General features: G+C 63.3%; 21 protein-coding genes. 14 read left to right on the plus strand and 7 right to left on the minus strand.

The genetic code is table 11. The features are described from left to right. Positions 1–195: 195 nt before the first annotated feature. From AC0L2F_RS30285 to AC0L2F_RS30305, 5 genes are all read left to right on the plus strand, one after another. Positions 196–1,860, plus strand: coding sequence for a methanol/ethanol family PQQ-dependent dehydrogenase (locus AC0L2F_RS30285; RefSeq protein WP_063995418.1), 1,665 nt, complete (start codon positions 196–198; stop codon positions 1,858–1,860). A gap of 10 nt (positions 1,861–1,870) precedes the next feature. Next, on the plus strand, positions 1,871–2,227 hold the full coding sequence (locus AC0L2F_RS30290) for a c-type cytochrome (protein WP_473250888.1): 357 nt from the start codon (positions 1,871–1,873) through the stop codon (positions 2,225–2,227). Beyond that, the gene (locus AC0L2F_RS30295; protein WP_473250889.1) at positions 2,224–3,153 is read left to right on the plus strand and encodes a substrate-binding periplasmic protein; all 930 of its coding nucleotides are present in this window, start codon (positions 2,224–2,226) and stop codon (positions 3,151–3,153) included. The genes AC0L2F_RS30290 and AC0L2F_RS30295 overlap by 4 nt, the downstream gene beginning before the upstream one ends. A gap of 118 nt (positions 3,154–3,271) precedes the next feature. Then, on the plus strand, positions 3,272–4,261 hold the full coding sequence (locus AC0L2F_RS30300) for a Bug family tripartite tricarboxylate transporter substrate binding protein (RefSeq protein WP_063995416.1): 990 nt from the start codon (positions 3,272–3,274) through the stop codon (positions 4,259–4,261). Between the two features lie 130 nt (positions 4,262–4,391). Next, a complete protein-coding gene (locus AC0L2F_RS30305) occupies positions 4,392–4,817 on the plus strand; it encodes a hypothetical protein (protein ID WP_473250912.1) in 426 nt (141 codons plus the stop codon). Positions 4,818–4,876: 59 nt separating this feature from the next. Here AC0L2F_RS30305 and AC0L2F_RS30310 read toward each other — a convergent pair whose 3' ends face one another. Next, complete coding sequence (locus AC0L2F_RS30310; protein WP_007601369.1) at positions 4,877–5,845, minus strand: helix-turn-helix domain-containing protein; 969 nt, start codon at positions 5,843–5,845, stop codon at positions 4,877–4,879. A 513-nt stretch (positions 5,846–6,358) separates the two neighbouring features. Between AC0L2F_RS30310 and xoxF5 the strand changes: the two genes are divergently transcribed. The 7 genes from xoxF5 (at position 6,359) to AC0L2F_RS30345 (ending at position 14,274) form a co-directional block, all read left to right on the plus strand. Beyond that, positions 6,359–8,164, plus strand: a complete 1,806-nt coding sequence (xoxF5, locus tag AC0L2F_RS30315; protein ID WP_007612979.1) for a lanthanide-dependent methanol dehydrogenase XoxF5 — start codon at positions 6,359–6,361, stop codon at positions 8,162–8,164. A gap of 109 nt (positions 8,165–8,273) precedes the next feature. Further along, entirely contained in the window at positions 8,274–8,762 is a 489-nt protein-coding gene (locus AC0L2F_RS30320; protein WP_007612980.1) for a c-type cytochrome, methanol metabolism-related, read from the plus strand. 61 nt (positions 8,763–8,823) lie between these two features. Then, a complete protein-coding gene (locus AC0L2F_RS30325) occupies positions 8,824–9,933 on the plus strand; it encodes an S-(hydroxymethyl)glutathione dehydrogenase/class III alcohol dehydrogenase (RefSeq protein ID WP_007612981.1) in 1,110 nt (369 codons plus the stop codon). Between the two features lie 33 nt (positions 9,934–9,966). Continuing rightward, positions 9,967–10,530 carry an S-(hydroxymethyl)glutathione synthase gene (gene gfa, locus AC0L2F_RS30330; protein ID WP_027519384.1) on the plus strand — a complete coding sequence of 188 codons (564 nt, stop codon included), beginning with the start codon at positions 9,967–9,969 and terminating at the stop codon, positions 10,528–10,530. Positions 10,531–11,189: 659 nt separating this feature from the next. Further along, on the plus strand, positions 11,190–11,642 hold the full coding sequence (locus AC0L2F_RS30335; RefSeq protein WP_007612984.1) for a (2Fe-2S)-binding protein: 453 nt from the start codon (positions 11,190–11,192) through the stop codon (positions 11,640–11,642). Between the two features lies 1 nt (position 11,643). Continuing rightward, positions 11,644–13,956, plus strand: coding sequence for a xanthine dehydrogenase family protein molybdopterin-binding subunit (locus AC0L2F_RS30340; RefSeq protein WP_473250891.1), 2,313 nt, complete (start codon positions 11,644–11,646; stop codon positions 13,954–13,956). A gap of 57 nt (positions 13,957–14,013) precedes the next feature. Beyond that, a complete protein-coding gene (locus tag AC0L2F_RS30345; RefSeq protein ID WP_473250893.1) occupies positions 14,014–14,274 on the plus strand; it encodes a hypothetical protein in 261 nt (86 codons plus the stop codon). Between the two features lie 309 nt (positions 14,275–14,583). Here the strand turns inward: AC0L2F_RS30345 and AC0L2F_RS30350 are convergent, their stop codons facing one another. From AC0L2F_RS30350 to AC0L2F_RS30370, 5 genes are all read right to left on the minus strand, one after another. After that, a complete protein-coding gene (locus tag AC0L2F_RS30350) occupies positions 14,584–16,311 on the minus strand; it encodes a methanol/ethanol family PQQ-dependent dehydrogenase (RefSeq protein WP_473250894.1) in 1,728 nt (575 codons plus the stop codon). Positions 16,312–16,427: 116 nt separating this feature from the next. Continuing rightward, positions 16,428–17,081: a QcrA and Rieske domain-containing protein gene (locus tag AC0L2F_RS30355; protein ID WP_473250895.1), complete on the minus strand. Its 654-nt coding sequence runs from the start codon at positions 17,079–17,081 to the stop codon at positions 16,428–16,430. A 265-nt stretch (positions 17,082–17,346) separates the two neighbouring features. Next, complete coding sequence (locus AC0L2F_RS30360) at positions 17,347–17,811, minus strand: group III truncated hemoglobin (protein WP_007612990.1); 465 nt, start codon at positions 17,809–17,811, stop codon at positions 17,347–17,349. Positions 17,812–18,052: 241 nt separating this feature from the next. Continuing rightward, complete coding sequence (locus AC0L2F_RS30365; RefSeq protein ID WP_473250896.1) at positions 18,053–18,904, minus strand: 3-hydroxybutyryl-CoA dehydrogenase; 852 nt, start codon at positions 18,902–18,904, stop codon at positions 18,053–18,055. Positions 18,905–19,163: 259 nt separating this feature from the next. Beyond that, positions 19,164–20,642: an FAD-binding oxidoreductase gene (locus AC0L2F_RS30370; protein WP_473250897.1), complete on the minus strand. Its 1,479-nt coding sequence runs from the start codon at positions 20,640–20,642 to the stop codon at positions 19,164–19,166. 223 nt (positions 20,643–20,865) lie between these two features. On the opposite strand from AC0L2F_RS30370, the gene hisC reads away from it, so the two are divergent. Together hisC and AC0L2F_RS30380 are read left to right on the plus strand one after the other, a co-directional pair. Continuing rightward, positions 20,866–21,918, plus strand: a complete 1,053-nt coding sequence (hisC, locus tag AC0L2F_RS30375; protein WP_473250898.1) for a histidinol-phosphate transaminase — start codon at positions 20,866–20,868, stop codon at positions 21,916–21,918. Positions 21,919–22,141: 223 nt separating this feature from the next. Next, positions 22,142–22,840 carry an ABC transporter permease gene (locus AC0L2F_RS30380; protein ID WP_473250899.1) on the plus strand — a complete coding sequence of 233 codons (699 nt, stop codon included), beginning with the start codon at positions 22,142–22,144 and terminating at the stop codon, positions 22,838–22,840. Here AC0L2F_RS30380 and AC0L2F_RS30385 read toward each other — a convergent pair. Further along, the gene (locus AC0L2F_RS30385) at positions 22,814–23,623 is read right to left on the minus strand and encodes an ABC transporter substrate-binding protein (RefSeq protein ID WP_473250900.1); all 810 of its coding nucleotides are present in this window, start codon (positions 23,621–23,623) and stop codon (positions 22,814–22,816) included. The two genes, AC0L2F_RS30380 and AC0L2F_RS30385, sit on opposite strands and share 27 nt — an antisense overlap. Positions 23,624–23,763 lie beyond the last annotated feature (140 nt).

The raw sequence follows: 23,763 nt of genomic DNA on the forward strand, positions 1-23,763 counted from the left end.
CGTCGCGCTCGCGCTCTGCTCCGTGCCGCGGAATTTCTTCAGCGCCTGCGCACAAGTGAGCCTTGCTTGTCAGGTCACGACATCCGGCGCCCACCATATCGGCGTCGCGATTGCGACTTTCGTATTGACGCGTTTTGCATTCGGGCGGAGTGTTGCTGTCGCAGCGTCAATAGGCGCGCATATTGGGAGGGACGGATGAAACGCTTTGCGATGGCCGCGAGCCTCGTCATGCTTGCATCGACTTGTGCAAATGCACAAACTAGCGAGCAGCTGGTCAAGGGTGCGACCGATACATCGAACGTTCTCAACTACGGGATGGGCTACAATCTCCAGCGCTTCTCGACGCTGAACCAGATCAACAAGGACAGCGTCAAGAACCTTGTCCCGGTTTGGAACTACTCTTTCAACGACGATCGCAGCGAGGAATCGCAACCACTGGTCTACCAGGGCGTGATCTACGTGACATCGCACAACGCGACCATGGCGGTCGACGCCAAGACCGGCAAGCAGATCTGGAAATCCAAGGTCGAATATCCTGCCGAAACGCCGCGCATCGTCTGCTGCGGCATCATCAATCGCGGCGCAGCACTCTATGAGGGCAAGGTGTTCCGCACCACGCTCGACGCCAACGTGATCGCGCTCGACGCCAAGGACGGCAAGGAGCTGTGGCGGCAGAAGGCGGCCGATATCAAGGAAGGCTATTCGATGACGGTGGCGCCGCTCGTCGCCGACGGCGTCCTGATCACCGGCATCTCCGGCGCCGAGTTCGGCACCCGCGGCTTCATCGACGGCTGGGATCCGGCAACGGGCAAGCACCTGTGGCGGACCCATTCGATCCCCTCGCCCGACGAGCCCGGCGGCGACACCTGGAAGGGCGATACCTGGAAGCTCGGCGGCGGCTCGACCTGGATTACGGGCTCCTATGATCCCGAGCTGAACACGGTCTATTGGGGTATCGGCAATCCCGGCCCGTTCAATTCCGCAGTGCGCCCGGGCGACAACCTCTACACCTGCTCCGTGCTGGCGATGGATCCCAAGACCGGCAAGATCAAGTGGCACTACCAGTTCTCGCCCAACAATCCGTTCGACTATGACAGCGTGGCCGAGATGGTCCTCGCCGACATGAACGTCGAGGGCAAGCCGACCAAGGTGTTGATGGACGCCAACCGCAACGGCTTCTTCTACGTGCTGGACCGCACCAACGGAAAGCTGCTCGCGGCCAATCCTTACGTGAAGGTCAACTGGGCGACCGGAATCGACATGAAGACCGGACGTCCCATCGAGACCGACGTCGCGAAGGATGCGCGTGAGGGCAAGAAGGTGACCGTCTATCCGTCGATCCTCGGCGGCAAGAACTGGGAGCCGATGTCGTTCAATCCGCAGACCGGCCTCGCCTACGCCAACACGCTCGCCTTCGGCGGCAGGTACAAGACCGAACCCGCCACCTTCAAGCAGGGTGAATGGTATCTCGGCATGGACCTCACCGATCTCTGGGAATGGGGTGACGGCCCGCGCGGTCATCTGAAGGCGATCGATCCCATGACCGGCAAGGCGAAGTGGGAAGCGCCCAGCGACATCCCGCGTTTCTCCGGCGTGCTGTCGACCGCGGGCGGCGTGGTGTTCTCGGGCGCGCTGACCGGCGAGTTCGAGGCCTTCGATGCCGACACCGGCAAGAAGCTCTGGCAGTTCCAGACCGGCTCGGGCATCGAGGGACAACCGGTGACCTGGCAGCAGGACGGCGTGCAGTACGTCGCGGTGACGAGCGGCTATGGCGGCGTCTACTCGCTGTTCTCCGGCGACGAACGGCTGGCCAAAGTGCCGCCCGGCGGCTCGCTTTGGGTTTTTGCGGTCAAGCAATAACCACGGCACGATGCTGAGAAAGCTATCTCACAAGACGGTGGCGATCCTCGCCACCGTCGCGGTGCTGACGTTCGCGCTTGCGGCGACCGTACGTGCCGCGGATGATTCAACCGGCAATCCCGTGCAGGCACAGGTCGACCACGGCAAGTCGACCTATGCCGAGAAATGCTCGCACTGCCACGGCCCCAACATGATGAACCCCGGCACCATCACGCCGGACCTGCGCGCCTTCCCCGACGACAAGACGCGCTTCGTCACCACCGTGAAGAACGGCAAGAACAACAGGATGCCGCCCTGGGCCGACATTCTCAGCGACGAGGAGATCGGGAATCTCTGGGCCTTTATCTCGAGCCGGAGAAAACCATGAGGCGCTGGCTGGCCGCTTGGAGCATTGCTGCGATCCTCGCGGCGGCGGCCGCGGCTGCAGGCGCGGCCGCCGATCCGCTCAAGATTTGCCTCGACGAGGACAGGCCGCCGTTGTCAGTGCATCACAAGGGCAAGCCGGGCTCGGGTTTCGACGTGCTGCTGGCGCAGGCGATCGCCGACCGGCTCGGACGGCCGCTGACGATCCAGTGGTTCGAGAGCAAGCTGGATGAGGATTCGAGCCCGCAGCTCGAGGCCAACGCGCTGCTGTCCGACGGGCGCTGCTCGCTCGTCGGCGGCTACGCGCTGACGATGGACTCCCTCGTCAAGCCCGGCATGAAAACGGCGCGCCTGCCGGATTTTGCCGGCGCCACGCGCGACGACCGGCGCCGCCGCGTCGCGCTCGGCGTGCTCGCGCCGAGCCAGCCCTATGTCTACTCGCCGATGACAGTCGTGCTCGGGCCGAAGCCGCGGGGTCGCAAGATTGACGACATTGGCGACCTCGCCGGCCTGCGCCTCGTCATCGAGAGCGGCTCGCTTGGCGATGCGATCCTCATGACCTTCGACAAGGGGCGCCTGATCGATGACATCACGCATCTTGTCCCCGGCCGCGATGATCTCCTCGGTGCACTTGCCCGTGGTGACTATGACGCGACGCTGATCGATCTCGGCCGCCTAGACGCCCATCGCGCCGCGCACCCCGATACGGCGATCACCGCGTCCGGCTACTACTATCCGATCGGGGCCAATCGCGGCTACGTCGGGCTGGCCAGCGATCCCGCGCTGATCGACGCCGTCAACAAGGCGCTGAGCGGGCTTGCTGCCGAGGACAAGATCGCGGAATTCGGCACGCAGGCGGGGCTGACCTATCTGCCGCCACGTGAGCCTGCGATCCTCGGTGACGTCTGGATGAAGATCATTCAGCGCTAGTCGAATGGATACCTGGCGCGCCTAGCGCAGCCCTTCGAATGCGCCAATCTGTCTCGCCAGCCACCCATGGCAGAGGCGACCCGATGCAGTACCGTCGGCGACAACCCGGGAGAGAATCATGTCCGCAAAACTCGATCGACGCCGCTTCATCGCCGCCGGCACCACCACACTCGCGATGCCTTTCGTCTCGCGCGGCGCCTCGGCGCAAGCTGCGTGGCCATCGCGGCAGATCCGCATGATTTGCAGCTATCCCGCCGGCGGACAGACCGACCTGCTCGCGCGCGCCTATGGCGAATTCATTGCCAAGCAAGTCGGAAAGACCGTCGTCGTCGAGAACAAGCCCGGTGCCGCGGGCGCGATCGGGACGGCGGAGGTCGCCCGCGCGGAGCCCGACGGCCACACCATCCTGTGCTCGATCTCGACCACCTACATCATGAACCGGGTGGTGATGAAGACTCCGGGCTACGACATGGACAAGGATTTGACGCTGGTCAGCGTCATTCCGGGCGCCGGCCTGTTGCTGGTCGCGAACCCGAAGACCGGCGTCAAGACGCTGGAGGATTTCGTCGCCTTTGCGCGCAAGAGCGGCAAGGTCAATTTCGGCACCTATAGCGCGGGCTCGGCCCCGCATATGACGGTCCACGAGCTCAACAAGCAGTATGGCCTTGCTATCGAGCCGATCCACTATCGCGGCGAAGCCCCGATGTGGACGGGCATGCTGGAAGGTACGCTCGATGTGGCCATGGGCAGCTACACGGCAGCGCAATCGGTTTTGCAGAGCGACCGTGGCACCGTGTTCGCGGTGCATTCGAAGAAGGTCGACGCCATCCCCCATATCAAGACGCTCCCCGAGCAGGGCGCGACGTCGAAATTCTTCACCGTCAGCGGCTTCTCCGGTTGGGCCGTGCCGAAAGCGACACCGCAGCCGGTCGTCGACCGCCTGGCGGAGCTTTGCGTCGCTGCCAACAGCGATCCGAAGGTGAAGGAGGTGCTCAACACGTTCGTGCTCGAATCCGCGATCGGCTTCAAGGAAACCAACGCCCTGTATCAGCGCGAGCTGCCGATCTGGATCGAGAGCGCGCGGTCGCTCGGCCTCGAACCCTCCTGAACCGCGAGGCAAGACGGCCTTCGCGGCGCGGCATCCGACCAAAGCCTGGTGCCGGAGACGCATTTTCCCGCTATGATTGTGCGACGCCGGCGGGAAGGTCTCACCGGCGCGGAAAAGAAAGGCCGATCCCATGACACCGGATGGCGTTGCCGTAGCCGTCATGATCATCCTGCTCTTTCCGATGGGCTATTTCACGCTGGCGTCTCCGGCCTTCCTGCTGGTGAAGCTGGATATCCAACCCGTCGCCCAGCTTTTGCGCGGAATGTTCAATGCGCATTTTCTGGTGATGCGCGTTGCGGGAATAATCGGAGCGGTAGCTTTCCTGCTCGACGGTCGTCTGGTCGCGGCAATGGGCGTTGGCCTCCTTGCAGCCTTGGCGATCTACGGACGCCGCGGGTTCATGCAGCGGATGGATGAACAGCTCAGCGCCAGGGACGCCGGCGATGCCGAGGCCCCGCGCCGGCTACGCCGACTGCATTGGAGTGGAATGCTGGGCAACGCGGTGTTGCTCGTCGCTCTCCTGACCAGCATTCCCTACATCGCCATCTCGGCATGAGAGACATCGCGGGCGCGTGACGGTCAATCGTCGTCGTCGTCGCCGAACCTGGCGTTTGCCTAATGCTCGTCCGCCGCAACCGCACCCTGTTGCGCCTTGTGAATCGAGGACGGCACCACGCCGAAATATTTCCGGAACACCCGGCTGAAATGAGATGAGCTCGAGAAGCCCCAGGAGAACGCGACGTCGGTGATGGTCTTGCCGGCGTGGGCCTCGAGCTCCTGGCGGCAATTCTGAAGACGCGCCTGCCAAATGTAGTCGCTCACCGTGGTGCCGCGCTCCGAGAACAGCATGTGCAGATAACGCTTCGAGCAGCCGAGCTCGCCGGAAATCTGGTCGATGCACAGATCCGGATCGCGCAAATGCTCGCGGATGAAGAACTGCGCGCGCACATAGGTCGCTTCGGGCCCGACGCGATCGAGCATCGTGTCGGCCTCGCGCAGCGGCAGCAGCAAGAGGTCGATCAGCGAATCGGCGACGCCGACCGCACTGTTTGCCGACAGCTTGGCTGCCTCGTCGAAGGTCGCATGCACGAAATCATGGGCGATCCGCCCCGTCCCCGTCCGTGAGGTCAATTTGCAGGCGGGCATCCGCTGCGACGGGAATCCGCGGTCGCGCAGCAGCGCCTTCGGCACGATCACCACGTCGTGGCGCGTGAAAGCGGGGCTGATGATCGAATGCGGACAGGAGACGTCATAGGCGATGATGTCGCCCGGATTCAGCTCGATGTGGCGACCTTCCTGCTCGAAATAGGACACACCGTAAGTCTGGAAGTGGATCTTGATATACGGGTGTTCATTGGCCTTGGCGCGCGCCAGCGTGTGCGCGATGCGATGCTGGCTGACCTCGATCTGGCAGAGCTTCAGGCGCGAGACGCTGGTGTAGTCGATGCGGCCTTCGAGCGAAGACGCTTCCAGCGGATCGACGTCGAAATGTCCACACAGGCTGGTCAGCCCGTCGATCCAGCTTTGGATCTGACGTTTCGGCGTCATGCCCGTCGTCGAGAGCGTGTGAATTGTGTCGGACATTAATCCAGCCACTGGTTTGATCCGGAGATTTGACGCGAATCGCGAGCCGCGCTGCCGGAGCCCTGAACCGTGATTGCGTGACGTTTACCTCGATTTTGAGCGATCTTCTAGAACGAGCGCCATCGTTCCATTGCCACCCTTGTAAGTTAATCCTCCGCCTTAGTTGCAGCGCCGTCAAGGGGAACCTGAGCGTTGATGGCGCTCCCAAAGCGCTGCGGAAGCAGCTGAATTCGCTACTGCAAAATCAAAAACTTCCTACCCGTGCGCTGTCAAGCAAACCAGCTTCTCTCTTGGGCAAGTTTCCCGATAGCGAAGTCGTTAGGGATTGTATCAGGAACAACAAGAACGGGCCGCTCCGCACGTGGACCCGTGGCTCTCATCAGGAGGAGGAAACACCACAGCATCGTTTCTGGTCCCAATCGTGACCGCCCTGCACGAGCAGACGCCGGACGAAAAGCCCGGCGATTAAGCAATGCTTCGGAAACAATAAACGAGACCAATGGAGGAATGACTATGCGCAAGGTACTACTCGCGGCCTATCTTGGCTCCGCGGCGGCTCTCGCCGTCGGCAGCGCGTCGGCCAACGATGAAGTGCTCAAGATGTCGCAGAACCCGAAAGACTGGGTGATGCCGACGGGCGACTACGCCAACACCCGCTATTCCAAGCTGAACCAGATCAACGCACAAAACGTAGGCAAGCTCCAGGTCGCCTGGACCTTCTCGACCGGCGTGCTGCGCGGCCACGAAGGCGGCCCGCTGATCATCGGCAACATGATGTACGTCCACACGCCGTTCCCGAACAAGGTCTACGCTATTGACCTTTCCAACGAGAACAAGATCGTCTGGAAGTACGAGCCGAAGCAGGATCCGAACGTCATCCCCGTGATGTGCTGCGACACGGTCAACCGCGGCTTGGCCTATGGCGACGGCAAGATCTTCCTGCATCAGGCCGACACCACGCTCGTTGCGCTCGATGCCAAGAGCGGTCAGGTGGCATGGACCGCGAAGAACGGCGACGCCAGCAAGGGCGAGACCGGTACTTCGGCCCCCATGGTCGTCAAGGACAAGGTGCTGATCGGCATCTCCGGCGGCGAGTTCGGTGTTCAAGCCCATATGACCGCCTACGACATCAAGACGGGCAAGCTGGCTTGGCGCGGCTACTCCGAAGGGCCGGATGACCAAATCCTGGTCGACGCAGAGAAGACCACCGCGCTCGGCAAGCCTATCGGCAAGGACTCCAGCCTCAAGACCTGGCAAGGCGATCAGTGGAAGATCGGCGGCGGCGCCACCTGGGGCTGGATCTCGTACGATCCCGAGTTGAACCTCGTCTACTACGGGTCGGGCAATCCCTCGACCTGGAATCCGAAGCAGCGTCCCGGCGACAACAAATGGTCGATGACGATCTGGGCTCGCAACCCTGACACCGGCAAGGCCAAGTGGGTCTATCAGATGACGCCCCACGACGAGTGGGACTATGACGGCGTCAACGAGATGATCCTCTCGGACCAGTCGATCAACGGCCAGCCGCGCAAGCTGCTGACGCATTTCGATCGTAACGGCCTCGGCTATACGCTCGATCGCGCCACCGGCGAGCTTCTGGTCGCCGAAAAGTACGATCCGAAGGTGAACTGGACCTCCGGCGTCGACATGGACAAGAACTCGCCGACCTACGGCCGCCCGAAGGTGCTCGACTCAGCTTCGACCGACAAGGCGGGCGAGGACCACAACGTGAAGGGCATCTGCCCGGCCGCGCTCGGCACCAAGGACGAGCAGCCGGCAGCCTACTCGCCGGACACGCAGCTGTTCTACGTTCCGACCAACCACGTCTGCATGGACTACGAGCCGTTCAAGGTGAGCTACACCGCGGGCCAGCCCTATGTGGGTGCGACGCTCTCGATGTATCCGCCGCAGGGTGAAACCCACATGGGTAACTTCATCGCCTGGGACGGCAAGACCGGCAAGATCGTCTGGTCGAACAAGGAGCAGTTCTCGGTCTGGTCGGGCGCGCTCGCAACCGCAGGCAACGTGGTGTTCTACGGAACGCTCGAAGGCTACCTGAAGGCAGTCGACGCCAAGACCGGCAAGGAGCTCTACAAGTTCAAGACTCCCTCCGGCATCATCGGCAACGTCACCACCTATGAGAACGGCGGCAAGCAGTATGTCGCAGTGCTCTCCGGCGTGGGCGGCTGGGCCGGCATCGGTCTGGCGGCAGGCCTGACCGATCCGACCGCCGGCCTCGGCGCAGTCGGTGGCTACGCGGCGCTCAGCAACTACACGGCACTCGGCGGTACGCTGACCGTGTTCTCGCTGCCCAACTAGGCCTCTCAGCATCGCTCCGGCGCGTGGATCAACTCCACGCGCCGGCTCGTCTCACAGAATGCCTTCCGAGGAAAATCTCTTGCGTAAAATCTGCTCTGCCATTGCTGCGATGTTCTTGGTCGCGTCCGGGGGAATTGCCGTCGCGGACGGCTCAGGTGATCCGACCGCCGTCAAGCAGAACGAAACCGGCGAATGGTCCGACAAGGAAGGCAACCCGACCTACAAGATCACTGACGGATCCGTCGACTGGTACACCTATTCCGGATACCGCCGCTATCACTCGGACTGCCATGTGTGTCATGGCCCGGATGGCATGGGCTCGACCTACGCCCCGGCGCTGAAGGATTCGCTGAAGACGATGAGCTATGCCGATTTTCTCGGCGTCGTCGCCTCCGGCCGCAAGAACATCTCGACTGCCGCAGAGAACGTGATGCCGGCCTTCGGCGATAACCCGAACGTCGCCTGCTACATGGACGATCTCTACGTCTATCTGCGCGCCCGCTCCAACGAGGCCTGGGGCCGCACAAGACCTAGCAAGCACGAGGACAAGAACGACGCCTATACCAAGAACGAAGATTCGTGCATGGGCAAGAAGTGAACGTGCGGAGCCCGACCAGGACCTGGTTCCTGGCGCCCTGCTGGAATTTGAGGAGTTTAAGATGAAAACACGTGCCGCAGTCGCTTTCGAAGCCAAGAAGCCGCTCGAGATCGTCGAAGTCGATCTGGAAGGACCAAAGGTCGGCGAAGTCCTGGTCGAGATCAAGGCGACGGGCATCTGCCATACCGACGCCTACACGCTCGACGGCTTCGACAGCGAAGGAATTTTCCCGTCGATCCTGGGCCATGAGGGCGCGGGCATCATCCGCGAGATCGGCCCTGGCGTGACCTCGGTGAAGCCGGGCGACCATGTCATCCCGCTCTACACGCCGGAATGCCGGCAATGCAAAAGCTGCCTTAGCCGGAAGACCAATCTCTGCACCGCGATCCGCGCGACCCAGGGCAAAGGCGTAATGCCCGACGGTACCAGCCGCTTCTCCTACAAGGGCAAGCCGATCTACCACTACATGGGCTGCTCGACCTTCTCGAACTTCACCGTGCTGCCGGAGATCGCGGTCGCCAAGATCCGCGAGGACGCGCCGTTCGACAAGAGCTGCTACATCGGCTGCGGCGTCACCACCGGCGTCGGCGCCGTCGTCAACACCGCCAAGGTCGAGCCGGGCTCGAACGTGGTCGTGTTCGGCCTCGGCGGCATCGGCCTGAACGTGATCCAGGGCGCCAAGATGGCTGGCGCGGACAAGATCATCGGCGTCGACATCAACGACTCCAAGGAGGAATGGGGACGCCGGTTCGGCATGACCGATTTCGTCAATCCCAAGAAGATCACCGGCGACATCGTCCCGCATCTCGTGACCCTGACGGACGGAGGCGCCGACTACACTTTCGACTGCACCGGCAATACCACAGTGATGCGCCAGGCGCTGGAAGCCTGCCATCGCGGCTGGGGCACCTCGATCATCATCGGCGTTGCCGAATCGGGCAAGGAGATCGCGACCCGCCCGTTCCAGCTCGTCACCGGGCGAAACTGGCGCGGCACCGCCTTCGGCGGCGCGCGAGGCCGCACCGACGTGCCGAAGATTGTCGACTGGTACATGAACGGAAAGATCCAGATCGACCCGATGATTACCCACACGCTCAAGCTCGAAGACATCAACAAAGGCTTCGACCTGATGCATGAGGGCAAATCGATCCGTTCAGTCGTCGTGTTCTAGCTCGAAAAGCGTCACCCCAAGGAGGATCGACCCATGACTGTTGCACTCCATCCCTCGATCGATAACGGCATCAAACAGGGCAGCGGCAGCTTCGCCGGCGGCACGCTCGCATGCAAATGCAGCGACCATCAGGTCAAGGTCGCCGTCAAGGGCGACGTCGCTCATAATCACGCCTGTGGCTGCACCAAGTGCTGGAAACCGCAGGGCGCGAATTTCTCCGTCGTCGCCGTGGTACCCCGCCAGAACGTCACCGTGCTCGAGAACGGCGACAAGCTCCAGATCGTCGATCCATCGGCGGTGATCCAGCGCTACGCCTGCAAGGCCTGCGGCACGCACATGTACGGCCGCATCGAGAACAAGGGTCACCCGTTCTACGGCCTCGACTTCATCCACCCCGAACTGTTCCAGGAACAGGGTTCGCAGGCGCCGCAATTCGCCGCCTTCGTCTCGTCGGTGATCGAATCGGGCGTGAAGCCGGAGCAGATGGGCGGAATACGGGCTCGGTTCAAGGAGCTTGGGCTTGAACCCTATGACTGCCTGTCGCCGGCGCTGATGGACGCGATCGCGACCCACGTGGCGAAGGCCAAAGCCGCTTAAGCAGAGGCCGCCTGAGTCAAGGCCGCCTAGGCAAAAAGGCCGCCTGACGTTTGCCGCGCCCCGCCCGCTCGCTGGTTCCACCACACCCAGCGAGCGGACGGAGCCGGCCCGGGACAATCGCGGCGATGCCGCCGCTTCTCGACTGCGCTTGTGTGGGGGCCGTGAGCTCCCTCAGTCCTGGTCTCTGAATGACTGCGCAGGGCCGCCCGCTTCCGGCTTGAAGTCCCCGGCGCCTGCGTTTCTCCCTCCCTCGACTGAGGCATCCTGCTTCGTCCGCACAGGTCTTCTGGCGGGCGAAGCTTTTTTTCGAGTGCGCCCATCTCGAGAGGCGCGCGGCGCGATGCGGCGCCCTGCTTTTGACAAACCTTCGTTGCAATCTTTTCCCATCGAAACAGCTGAGTCAAAAACACTTGGCTGTGAACGCCAGACTGAGGCGATCCTGCTACGATCGCGACGTGACGATGCCGCGCGAATTCAATAATCAAGAACACGACGGGAGGTATCGAACACATCCGGACATGACATCGGCATTCCTGATTCCTGCCGGGATCTGCCCGCGCGGGATGACCGCTGGAATGCGACGCCGCGCAGCGGACATTGCACCGACCGGCATTTGGAAAATCTGAAATCAACAAGCTTATGAAGAGCGAGGGACGATCATGATCAAAGTGAAGATCAACGGCCAGGAACAGAGCTGGGACGGCGACCCGGATCTCCCGCTACTCTGGTTCCTGCGCGACGAGGCCGGGCTGACCGGCACCAAGTTCGGCTGCGGCCAGGCCCTGTGCGGCGCCTGCACCGTCATCGTCGACAAGGAAGCCGTGCGCGCCTGCATCACGTCGATCAACGACGTCGCCGGCCGCGAGGTGACGACGATCGAAGGCCTGCATCCGAACGGCGATCACCCGGTGCAGAAGGCCTGGCGCCAAGTCAACGTTCCCCAATGCGGCTTCTGCCAGGCGGGCCAGATCATGCAGGCGGCTGCGCTGCTAATGGACAATCCAAAGCCGTCGCACGACCAGATCCGCGAGGCGATGTCCGGCAACATCTGCCGCTGCGGCTGCTACCAGCGCATCGAGAATGCGGTCCATCTCGCATCGACGGGAGTGTGACATGAATTTCATCGACAACCCGAAGAAGCTTCGTGGCTTCGAGAAGAACATCAGGGTCGAGAAGGTTTCGCGCCGCAGCATCCTGAAGGGGCTCGGCATCACAGGCGGCTTCGTGCTCGCGGCGCCCGTGATGTCGCGCCAGGCGTTCGCCTACGAGACCGGCGCCGGCAAGATGCCGCACGGCGTCGTGGTCGATCCGCGCGTGTTCGTCGCGGTCGCACCCGACGGCACCGTCACCATCCTCGCCCACCGCGCCGAGATGGGCACGGGCGTGCGCACCAGCTTGCCGCTGATCGTGGCCGAGGAGATGGAAGCCGACTGGTCCAGGGTCAAGGTGGAACAAGCCCACGGCGACGAGGTCAAGTTCGGCAACCAGGACACCGATGGCTCGCGCAGCACGCGGCACTATTTGATGCCGATGCGACAGATCGGTGCCTCCGCCCGCACCATGCTGGAGCAAGCCGCCGCGAAACGCTGGGGCGTGCCGGCCACCGAGGTCAAGGCCGTCAATCACGAGGTCGTCCACAGCGCGACGAGCCGCAAGCTCGGCTTCGGCGAGCTCGCAGCCGACGCCGCCAAGGAATCGGTGCCGAGCATCGAAGGGCTCAAGCTGAAGGACCCCAAGGACTTCCGCTATCTCGGCAAGGGCCAGATCGGCATCGTCGATCTCCATGACATCACCACCGGCAAGGCGCGTTACGGCGCCGACGTGCGGCTGCCTGGCATGAAGTATGCCGTGATCGCGCGCCCGCCGGTAACCGGCGGCAAGCTCGTCAAGTTCGATCCGGACGCGGCGTTGAAGGTCCCCGGCGTCGAGAAGGTGATGCAGGTGCGCGGCTGGCCGTGGCCGTCGAAATTCCAGCCGCTCGGCGGCGTTGCCGTGATCGCGCGCAATACCGGCGCGGCGATCAAGGGCCGCGACGCGCTGAAGCTGACCTGGGACGACGGCGCCAACGGCAAATATGACTCCGTCGCCTACCGCAAGGAGCTCGAGGAGGCCTCGCGCAAGCCGGGCCTTGTGGTGCGCCAGGAAGGCGATGCCGAGGCTGCTCTGAAGGGCGCCGACAAGGTCGTCGTCGGCGAATATTATCTGCCGCACCTTGCCCATGTCAGCATGGAGCCGCCGGTGGCGGTCGCTGACGTCAAGGGTGACAAGGCGGAGATCTGGGCGCCGGTGCAGAGCCCGGGTGGTACGCGCGAGGACGTCGCAAAGACGCTCGGCATTCCCGAGGGCAATGTCACGGTCAACGTCACGCTGCTCGGCGGCGGTTTCGGGCGCAAGTCGAAATGCGACTTTGCGCTCGAGGCCGCGCTGCTGTCGAAGGAGCTCGGCGTGCCCGTCAAGGTGCAGTGGACGCGCGAGGACGACGTTCGCCACGATTTCCTGCACACGGTCTCCGTGGAACGGATCGAGGCGGGGATCGACAAGAACGGAAAGGTGATCGCCTGGCGCCATCGCAGCGTGGCCCCGAGCATCGGCTCAACGTTTGCGGCGGGTGCAAAGCACCAGGCGCCTTTCGAGCTCGGCATGGGCCTCGTGGACATGCCGTTCGAGATCGCCAACATCTCCTGCGAGAACCCCGAGGCTGCGGCGTTCACCCGCATCGGCTGGTTCCGCTCGGTCTCGAACATCCCGCGCGCCTTCGCGGTCCAGTCGATGGTGGGCGAGATCGCCCATGCGACCGGCCGCGACCAGAAGGAGACGCTGCTGGCGCTGATCGGCAGCCCGCGCATCGTCAAGCCTGCTGTGAAGGACATGTGGAACTACGGCGAGCCCCTGGACAGCTATCCGATCGACACCGCGCGCCTGCGCAAGGTGGTCGAACTGGTCGCCGAGAAGGGCGAATGGGGCCGTCAAGTGCCGAAGGGCCATGGCCTCGGCATCGCCGTGCACCGCAGCTTCGTCAGCTATATCGCGACCATCGTCGAGGTGGCCGTCGACGACAAGGGCAAGCTGACGGTGCCGCGTGTGGACACCGCCATCGACTGCGGCACCTATGTCAACCCCGAGCGCATCGCCTCGCAGATCGAGGGCGCGGCGATCATGGGGCTCAGTCTCGCCAAATACGGCGAGATCACCTTCAAGGATGGCAAGGTGCAGCAGAAGAACTTCGACGACTTCCAGGTCCTCAGGATCGACGAATCCCCTGCGGTGACCAACGTCTACATCGTGCCGCCCGGACCCGACACGCCGCCGAGCGGCGTGGGCGAGCCCGGTGTCCCGCCATTCGCGCCGGCGCTGATGAACGCCATCTTCGCCGCGACCGGAAAACGCATCCGCAGCCTTCCGCTCGGCAAGCAATTGGAGACCTAAAGGCGGGAACACAAGGCGGCCTCGCGCCGTTTGCATCGATCTGACAGGAGCAGATCGATGACCCATATCTCAAAGGCGCTCGCAGTCCCGTTGCTGTCGAGCGCCTTTCTTTTGACGGCCACTGGCGCATACGCCCAGAGCAACACCAAGCCGCCGACCACGGCGACGCGCCCCAGCACGCCGGACCAGAACTCTCTGCCCAACGCCAATGCCACGCCGCCCTCGACCACCCAGACCACCGGACAGCACAATCCAGATCCCAAGGTTCGCGAGATGAACCAGAAGGAAAAGGATAAGGTCGAGCGCGAGGGGAAGTAACGATCTGGCGCATCGGCGTTTTGACGCCGTGATTATCGGCTCTAGTTCTTCGCCGAAGCGCATCGATGTGCCCTCTCGCCTTGCGGGAGAGGGCAGCGACACCGGTTGCCACGATCACGCTTGGGTGAGGGGTATGCCTGCGCGAGTCTCGCACATTGTGATGTGCGGATAGAACCCCTCATCCGGCGCTTCGCGCCACCTTCTCCCGCAAGGGGGGGAAGGGAAGCCGCCGACGCAAAATGCGGCGGACGTTGCCGTCCGCCGCATTTGCCCCCTGACACTCCGCTTCTTTCGATCCGCCAGCGGAGCTTATTTCTTCAGCGCAAACACCCAGATCACGCCGCCCTGCGGCACGTTGGCTTCGATGCCGATATCGTTGGTCACGAGTGCATCCTGGATGCGCTGCGCATCCACGCCCCATCCCGACTGGATCGCGATGTATTGCGTGCCGTCGATCTCATAGGACACCGGCATGCCCATGATGCCGGAGTTGGTCTTCTGCTCCCACAACAGCTCGCCGGACTTCGCGTTGAAGGCGCGGAAGTTGCGGTCGTTGGTGCCGCCCACGAAGACGAGATCGCCTGCGGTCGCCGTCACTGATCCGAACAGCTGCGACTTGGGGAAGTTGTGTTGCCACATCTTCTTGCCCGTCACGGGATCCCAGGCCTGGAGCTCGCCGAAATGATCGGCACCCGGCTTCGTCTTCAGGCCGATGTCCTCCGGCTTGGTGCCGAGCCAGAGCTCGCCGGGCTTGAGCGGGACCTTCTCGCCGGTGAACCCGCCGCAGAAATTCTCGTTGGCGGGCACGTAGACGAGGCCGGTTTTCTGGCTGTAGGCCGCCGACGGCCAATCCTTGCCGCCCCACAGCGACGGACAGAACTCCACGCGCTTGCCGACCATCGGCTTGTGCGCGGGATCGACGATCGGCCTGCCACTCTCGGCGTCGATGCCCTTCCAGACGTCGGTGGAGACGAACGGCCAGCCGGCGACGTAGTTGATCTTGGTCGGCGTGCGCTCGAGTATCCAGAAGATCGCATCGCGTCCCGGATGGACCAGGCTCTTGATGTTGCGACCGTCGCGTTGCAGGTCGATCAACATCGGGGCTTCGACCTCGTCCCAATCCCAGGAATCGTTCTGGTGATACTGGTGATAGGTCTTGATCTTGCCGGTGTTCGGATCGAGCGCGAGCACCGACGAGGTATAGAGATTGTCGCCCGGATGCATCTCACCGGGCCACGGCGCGGCGTTGCCGACGCCCCAATAGATCGTCTTGGTGTCCTTGTCGTAATTGCCGGTCATCCAGGCCGAGCCGCCGCCGTTCTTCCAGTCCTCGCCCTGCCAGGTGTCGTGGCCGGGTTCGCCTTCGCCCGGAATCGTATAAGTCCGCCACAGCTCCTTGCCGTCCTTGGCATCATAGGCGGCGACATAGCCGCGCACGCCGAACTCACCGCCGGAGCCGCCAACGATGACCTTGCCGTCGACGATCAACGGCATCAGGGTCATGTACTGGCCCTTCTTGTAGTCCTGCACCTTGGTGTCCCACACCACCTTGCCGGTCTTGGCGTCGAGCGCGACGACATGGTCGTCGGTGGTGGCGAGATAGAGCTTGTCCTCCCAGAGGCCGACGCCGCGGCTGGTCGGATGCAACTGGAACAGGTCGTCGGGAAGCTGCCGCTTGTAGCGCCAATATTCGTCGCCGGTCTTGGCGTTCAGCGCGATCACCTGCCCCATCGGGGTCGCCACGAACATCACGCCGTTGTTGACGATCGGCGGCGCCTCGTGACCTTCGACCACGCCGGTCGCGAAGGTCCAGACCGGCGTCAAGTTCTTCACATTCGAGGTGTTGATCTGGTCGAGCGGGCTGTAGCCCTGCCCGTCATAGGTCCGCCGGTAGAGCATCCAGTTGGCGGGCTCCGGGTTTTCCAACCGCTGCGCGGTGACCGGCGCGTAGTTCTCGATCGGGCCTGAGATGGCGGCGGTCGAGGCAAGACATGTGAAGGCGACGAAGCCGGACAGTAACCACTGCTTCCTGGTCATGGCGTTCCCCTTTTTCATCCGTTTTGAATTCTTGTTTTGAATTCTTGTCGTTCGTCCCGTCGTCCGCCCATCGGCGGATGCGGCCTCTCGTGACGCGGGCAGAACCCGCACGCCCATCATCCCTGCTGCGCGCCACCTACCTTTCCGACGAAGTTTCCGGCGACGCTGAGCGAGCCGTCAGCCAGCGCCAGCGGCAGCGCAGCGAGCCGTCGCGGCGCCGGCCCGAACACGACCTGCGCGCCCGCGCGAGGATCGTATTCGGAGTTGTGGCACATGCATTTGAGCACTTCCTTGTCGCCGACATCGCTCTTCACCCACGCTGTGACAGGACAGCCGGCATGCGAGCAGATTGCCGAATAGGCGAGGATGCCGTCGACAGCGCGCGCTTTCGTCTGCTCGTCGAGCTCGGCGGGGTCGAGCCGGATGATCAGGATCTCGTTGAGGCGCGAGGCGCTGCGCACGACCGACGTCTTCGGATCTTTCGGCCAGGCATGCACCGGCGGTCCGCCGGCCGACAGAGCGGCCGCGGTGACGGGCTGTCCCTCCTGATCGCCTTCTGAGAACACGAGCAGATCGCCCTTCTGAGGCCGCTCGTCGGAGCCGGGTGCATCCTCGTCCGCGTGGACTTGCGTGGAGCAGGCGAGGCACGCCGTGGTGGCCAGCGCACTCATCAACAGCGCCCGCCGGGTTTGCTCCGTGCAGGCGTCAGCTTCGGATTCCGCTGTATTGTCGGAAGATGAAGAGGATGTGTTGAACGATGCACGCGACATGTTTGCAAGCAGGCGCTGGAACTCTGCCGAAAAAAAGGCAGCGATTTTTCCCGCAGTGCATCAATAGGCCTTTGCTCGCATTGATTGAATACGAACATGCGCATTTACGCGCTTATTTTGAATTGCAACGTCACGCTACGCGACCGGCATGATGATTTTGCAGATCAGGTCAATGCTGTCGGTATTGGTGCAATGCGCCGACGCTCGGCGCGATCATAGCGAGATCAGTGCGGCTTGCGCATTTCTCAGGCAGGCATTTTGTATTCTAGGAGCGGAGCACGTGACGCGGCGAAGCGATGCGACCGGCCAAGGTCGCCGACGCCATCTCGAAGCTGTCGGCGATGCGGCGCGCCCTGTCGATGAACAGCGCGGCTGCTTGCGGCGGGCAGACCTCGCGCGCGGTTTGTTCGAACAGATCGAGCCAGCGGTCGAAATGATGGCCGGCCAGGCTCAGTGGCATGTGCGCCCGCATCGGCGAGCCATGGTAGCGGCCGCTCATCAGCACGACCGACGACCAGAAATCCCGGAGCTTGGTGAGATGTTCGTCCCAATTCTGCACGATCGCGAACACCGGCCCCAGCAGCGCATCCTCACGGACGCGGCCATAGAAACGAGTCACGAGTTCCCCGATCATCTCTTCGGTGATCCCCGTGCGCTCGATTGCATCCTGAGTCAGCAAATTCCGCCGCGCGGTCGCAGCCTCGCGCTCGGCCTTCAGTCGATCCGACATCTTTGTTTTCGTCCGTTTTGTCTTCACCCTCTCCCCTTGTGGGAGAGGGTGGCTCGCCGCGAAGCGGCGAGACGGGTGAGGGGTTCTCTCCGCGTATTCCTCACGCATTTGGGCTCGCGGAACCAACCCCTCATCCGGCGCTTCGCGCCACCTTCTCCCACAAGGGGAGAAGGAAGGACGCATCCGCGCCCATCTTGGTGCAAGTCGGTGCACCCGTCTTTGTCGCAACGCAAATAACGGGTCAGGCGCTGTAGGTGTAAAAGCCCTGCCCGGTCTTGCGGCCGAGATGGCCGGCATCGACCATTTCCTTGAGCAAGGGTGCCGGACGGTATTTGGGGTCGTTGAAGCCTTTGTAAAAGACCTCCATCACCGACAACATGGTGTCGAGCCCGACAAGATCAGCGAGCGCCAGCGGCCCGATCGGATGGTTGCAGCCGAGCTTCATGCCGGCATCGATCTCTTCCGCCGTCGCAATCCCCTCCTGTAGCGCGAAGATCGCCTCGTTGATCATCGGGCAAAGAATGCGGTTGACGGCAAAGCCGGGGCTGTTCTTGGCCGTGATCGCCACCTTGCCGACGCGCTTGGCGAAATCGAGCGCCTTGGCGTGGGTGTCGTCGGAGGTCTGCAAGCCGCGGATGAGCTCCAGCAGCGCCATGACCGGAACCGGATTGAAGAAGTGCATGCCGATGAAGCGGTCGGGGCGGTCGGTCGCCGCGGCGAGCTTCGTGATCGAGATCGAAGAGGTGTTCGTGGCGAGCAGCGTGCGCGGCGACAGCGTCGCACAGAGATCCTTCAGGATCTTGACCTTGAGTTCCTCGTTCTCGGTCGCAGCCTCGATCACGAGATCGCAATCGACGAGCTTGGCGCGGTCGGTGGTGCCGGTGATGCGCTTGAGCGTGGCGTCGCGATCGGCCGCCGACATCTTCTCCTTCTTGACCAGGCGCTCGAGGCTGCCGCCGACCGTCGAAATCCCGCGGTTCACCGCCGCATCGGAAATGTCGACCATCACGACCGAAAGCCCAGCCGCGGCACAAATCTGCGCGATGCCGTTCCCCATGGTCCCTGCCCCGATGATGCCAACGGTCTGGATCATTGCCTCAATCCTTTATCCTTACGGACGTGCCATACTGGCCCCGCCCCATTGTTCCTGCATCAGGGTCTAGCACTGCCCCAGGGCGGGTGCGACCTGATCCTCTCCCTTCCTTAAAGCATCCAAGGCGGGAATAAAGCCGCCTTTCGGCCGCTAAACGGCATGATTTGACGCCCCCGGCCTGTTTGGCCCGCCTATCCACGGCATCCCGTCTCCGGGAGCGCCGAGCGTTCGGGAGCACCGGGCTCGAGGTGGGCGCGCCTCAACCGAGACGAAGCACCTTGCCCGGATTCATGATGTTCTTCGGATCGAGCGCCCGCTTGATCGTGCGCATGATGTCGAGCTCGGCCCGGGAACGGTAGTGCTGGAGCTCGTCGAGCTTTTCGATACCGATGCCGTGTTCCGCCGAGATCGAGCCGCCCATGGAGGTGATGAGGTCGTTGACGGCCCGTGTGATCGCCGCGGAATACTGGGACAGCGTATCGAGGTCCATGCCCTTCGGGCCCATGAAAGAGAAGTGGACGTTGCCGTCTCCGATGTGGCCGAGTGGATAGGGGCGGATCGTCGGCAGGATGGCGAGCACGGCCTCGAGACCGCTGTCGATAAACTCGGGAATCCTGGAGACCGCGACCGACACGTCGTAGCTCAAGCCCGGACCTTCGGTGCGCGATGCCTCGGCCACGCTCTCGCGAATCCGCCACATGTTGCGCGACTGCGCTTCGGTTTGCGCGATCACAGCATCCAGCACCCGGCCCGCCTCGAGTTGGTCAGCCAGGAACTGCTCCATCCTGTCCGACATGCCCATGCCGCCGTCCTGCCGCGGCCGGGCCGATGACCATTCGAGAAGGAGGTACCATTCGGTCTCAGCCTTGAGAGGATCCTGGGTGCCGGGAATGTGGCGCAGCACCATGTCGGTGCACGCACGGCTGACGAGCTCACAGGAGCCGACATTGTCATCGGAAGCGGCATGCGCCTCCGACAGAAGGTCGATGGCTGCCTTGGGATCGCGGATTGCAAGCCATGCCGTGCATACGTCTTTCGGCGCCGGCCAGAGTTTCAGCACCGCCTTGGTGATGATGCCGAGCGTCCCTTCGGCGCCCATGAACAGATGCTTGAGGTCATAGCCGGTGTTGTCCTTCTTGAGTGCGCGCAGGCCGTCCCAGACATCGCCGTTAGCCAGCACGACCTCCAGACCCAACACCAGATTTCGCGCATTGCCATAACGCAGCACCTGCACGCCGCCGGCATTGGTGGACAGATTGCCTCCGATCATGCATGAGCCCTGAGCACCGAGGCTGAGCGGAAAGAGGCGGTCGTGGCGCGCGGCTGTGTCCTGAATGGTCTCGAGGATGCAGCCTGCCTCCACGGTCATGGCGTAGCCGACGGGATCGACATTCAACACCTGGTTCATGCGCCCGAGCGACAGCACGATGCCGCGGTGCATGGGCCACGGCGTAGCGCCGCCCATCAGGCCGGTGTTGCCACCTTGCGGAACGATGGCAATGCCGTTGTCGTAGCAGAGCTTGACGACAGCGGAGACTTCCGCGGTGCTGGCCGGACGCACGACCGCCGCGGCCTGCCCCGCCAGCGTGCCGCGCCAGTCGGTCACGAAAGGCAGCTTGTCCTGCTCGTCCAGGATCAGGCCTTTGCCGCCGACGATGGCCCGCAAGCGGTCGAGAACGGCCGACGTCACGGGTGCGGTCGGAATCGAGGGAGCGGTGGGAAGAGCTGCACCCGGCATGTGTTCCTCTCTTTTCGGCCGTTCAGCGCCTTGGGGCGCGCCAGCCTTCGTTCTTGTTTTCATTCTGGGCGGTGGTGCGACGATCCTAGCATAGGGGTCGCGCTTGCGGGAACGTCCCGGCAGTAAGCCTCGTGTGGATTTGCCTGGAATGCTGAATGCAGGCGCACTTCCGCCGAGGTCCCGCATACCCTACTGTGCCCGGATCAAATTCGGATTGGAGCTCATGAGCCGTTTCTGGAGTCCCGTCGTCCACACGCTTTCGCCCTACGTCCCCGGCGAGCAGCCGAAGCAGGACGGCATCGTCAAGCTCAATACCAATGAGAACCCCTACCCGCCCTCGCCGCGCGTGCTGGCGGCGATCGCATCGGCCGCGGAGCGGCTGCGCCTTTATCCTGATCCCCGCGCGACGCGCCTGCGCGAGGCGATCGCGGCCCATTGCGATGTGGCGCCCGAGCAAGTGTTCGTCGGCAACGGCTCCGACGAGGTTCTGGCCCACACCTTCCAGGCGCTTCTGAAGCACGAACCACCGCTTCTATTCCCCGACGTCACCTACAGCTTCTACCCCGTCTATTGCGGCCTCTATGGAATAACGCATGACGAGGTGCCGCTCGATGCTGCGATGAGGATCGATATCTCCGACTACAGGCGACCATCGAGCGCCATCCTGCTCTGCAATCCGAACGCTCCTACCGGCATCGCCCTTCAGCGCGACGCAATCGCGTCGCTGCTGGCCGAACAGCCGGACCGGCTGGTGGTGGTGGACGAGGCCTATGTCGATTTCGGCGCCGAAAGCGCCGTGCCGCTGGTTGCGCGCCATGACAATCTGCTGGTCATCCAGACCTTCTCGAAGTCGCGCTCGCTCGCTGGCCTGCGGGTTGGTTTTGCCATCGGCCAACGACCGCTGATCGAAGCGCTGGAACGGGTGAAGGACAGCTTCAACTCCTATCCCGTCGATTGCCTCGCGATTTCCGGCGCCGTCGCCGCGATCGAGGACGACGGCTGGTTCCGAGACACCCGTGCCCGTATCATCGCAAGCCGGGAAAACTTGGCCCGCGATCTTGGACCACTCGGCTTCGAGGTGTTGCCCTCGCTCGCCAACTTCGTCTTCGCGCGCCATCGAAGCCGGAGCGGAGCAGATCTCGCGACCGCGCTACGCGCGCGCGGCGTTCTGGTCCGGCATTTCGGAAAGCCGCGCATCGAGGACTTTCTGCGCATCACGGTCGGAACGGAGGCCGAGTGCGCCCGGCTTGTTGAAGTGCTGGGCGGCTTGATCTGAGCCCCGACTGTCCCGGCATCGGGCAACGTCAAACGATGAGGCCGAACGCCACCTCGGGCCATGCCGCGCGAGGCTTTGATTTCCGGTCAAATTCGGGCTACCAAACCGCTCCGCCGCCTGCATTGCACGACGATCCCCTCAGGGAAATAAACGTGACTCACCTCCGCAGTCCAGAAATCGACGCACCCGAAACATTGTGGCGGGCGCCGAAGCTCAGGCGCGGATGAACGACTTCGCGCGATCCGTCGGCGCCGCATTCACGCTGATCGGCGAGGCCGATGCAGAGCTTCTGGGCATCGTCGGACTGTCGGTGCGCGTCAGCCTGACCGCCAGCATCCTGGCGCTTCTGATCGGGGCGCCGTTCGGAGCCCTGCTTGCGATCACCCGGTTCCGCGGGCGGCAGGTCATCATCGTCCTGACCAATGCCTTGCTTGGTCTTCCGCCGGTCGTGGTCGGGCTAGCGCTTTATCTTCTGCTGTCGCGCTCCGGCCCGTTCGGGGCGGCCGGCCTGTTGTTCACGCCGACGGCCATGGTGATCGCGCAGGCGCTGCTCGCAACACCGATCGTGGTGGCACTGGTGCACCGGCCGGCAAGCCTGCTGTGGGCGGAGTATGGCGACCTGGCGCGGATCGACGGGCTGTCAACGCTACGCAGCATCGGCTTGCTGTTCGCGCTGGGCCGGACCTCGCTGCTGACGGCCTTTCTCGCAGCCTTTGGGCGCGCGATCGCCGAGGTCGGCGCCATCCTCATCGTCGGCGGCAACATCCGCGGCTTCACCCGCACGATGACCACGGCGATCGCACTGGAAACCAGCAAGGGCGACCTGCCGCTGGCGCTCGGGCTCGGGCTGATCCTGCTCGCACTCAGCGTCGCAGTGTCGACCGTCGCCTTCCTGCTAGTGGGACGCGTTGGGGAAAAATAGCTGCTCGCCGCCGACCCTGTAGCCGGCGATGGCCTCCTGCCCCTTTGAAGAGATCAGCCAGTCGATGAAGGCCTGCCCGTCCCGCGCCTTCACGTTCGCATGCTTGGCTGGATTCACCAGCATGACGCCGTACTGGTTGAACAGCCGCTTGTCGCCTTCGGTCAGGACGGCGAGCTCGCCGCGGTTCTTGAATGACAACCAGGTGCCGCGGTCCGACAGCAGATAGGCGTTCAACGACGAGGCCATGTTTAATGCCGGGCCCATGCCCTGGCCGATCTCGCGATACCAGCCGTCCTTGGCGGCACCGGGGTCGATGCCGGCCTCCTTCCACAGCCGCAGCTCGGCCGCGTGCGTGCCGGATTTGTCGCCGCGCGAGATGAACGGCGCCTTCACGGCCGCGATCTTGCGCAGCGCCTGGGCCACATCCTTGCCGCCGGCGATCTTGGCGGGATCGCTCTTCGGCCCGACAATGACGAAGTCGTTGTACATGACGTCGAAGCGCTTCACGCCCTCGCCTTCGGACATGAACTTGTCTTCGGCAGGCCTGTCATGGACGAACACGACATCTGCATCACCGCGCCGCCCGATGTCGAGCGCCTGGCCCGTGCCGACGGCCACGACTTTCACGTCGATGCCTGCGGCCTTTGAGAACAGCGGCAGCAAGTAACCGAACAACCCCGACTGTTCCGTTGACGTCGTCGAGGCCACGGTGATGGTGCGATCCTGCGCGAGTGCGATCGTGGACCAGAGCAGAACCGCTCCGAGAGTCAGTATCCTTTTCATGCCTCGTCCTTACACCAGATGGCGGATGTTCCAAACTCTACCGTCGATAGAGCTGTAGAGGGAACCTCGACAAGCGCCACAACGCGCTTGGTCATGATCCTCGCGACGCTCCTAAGTGAGGAACGTCCGCTCCGCGCGCA

This window comes from Bradyrhizobium sp. Ken64 (genome assembly GCF_055807555.1).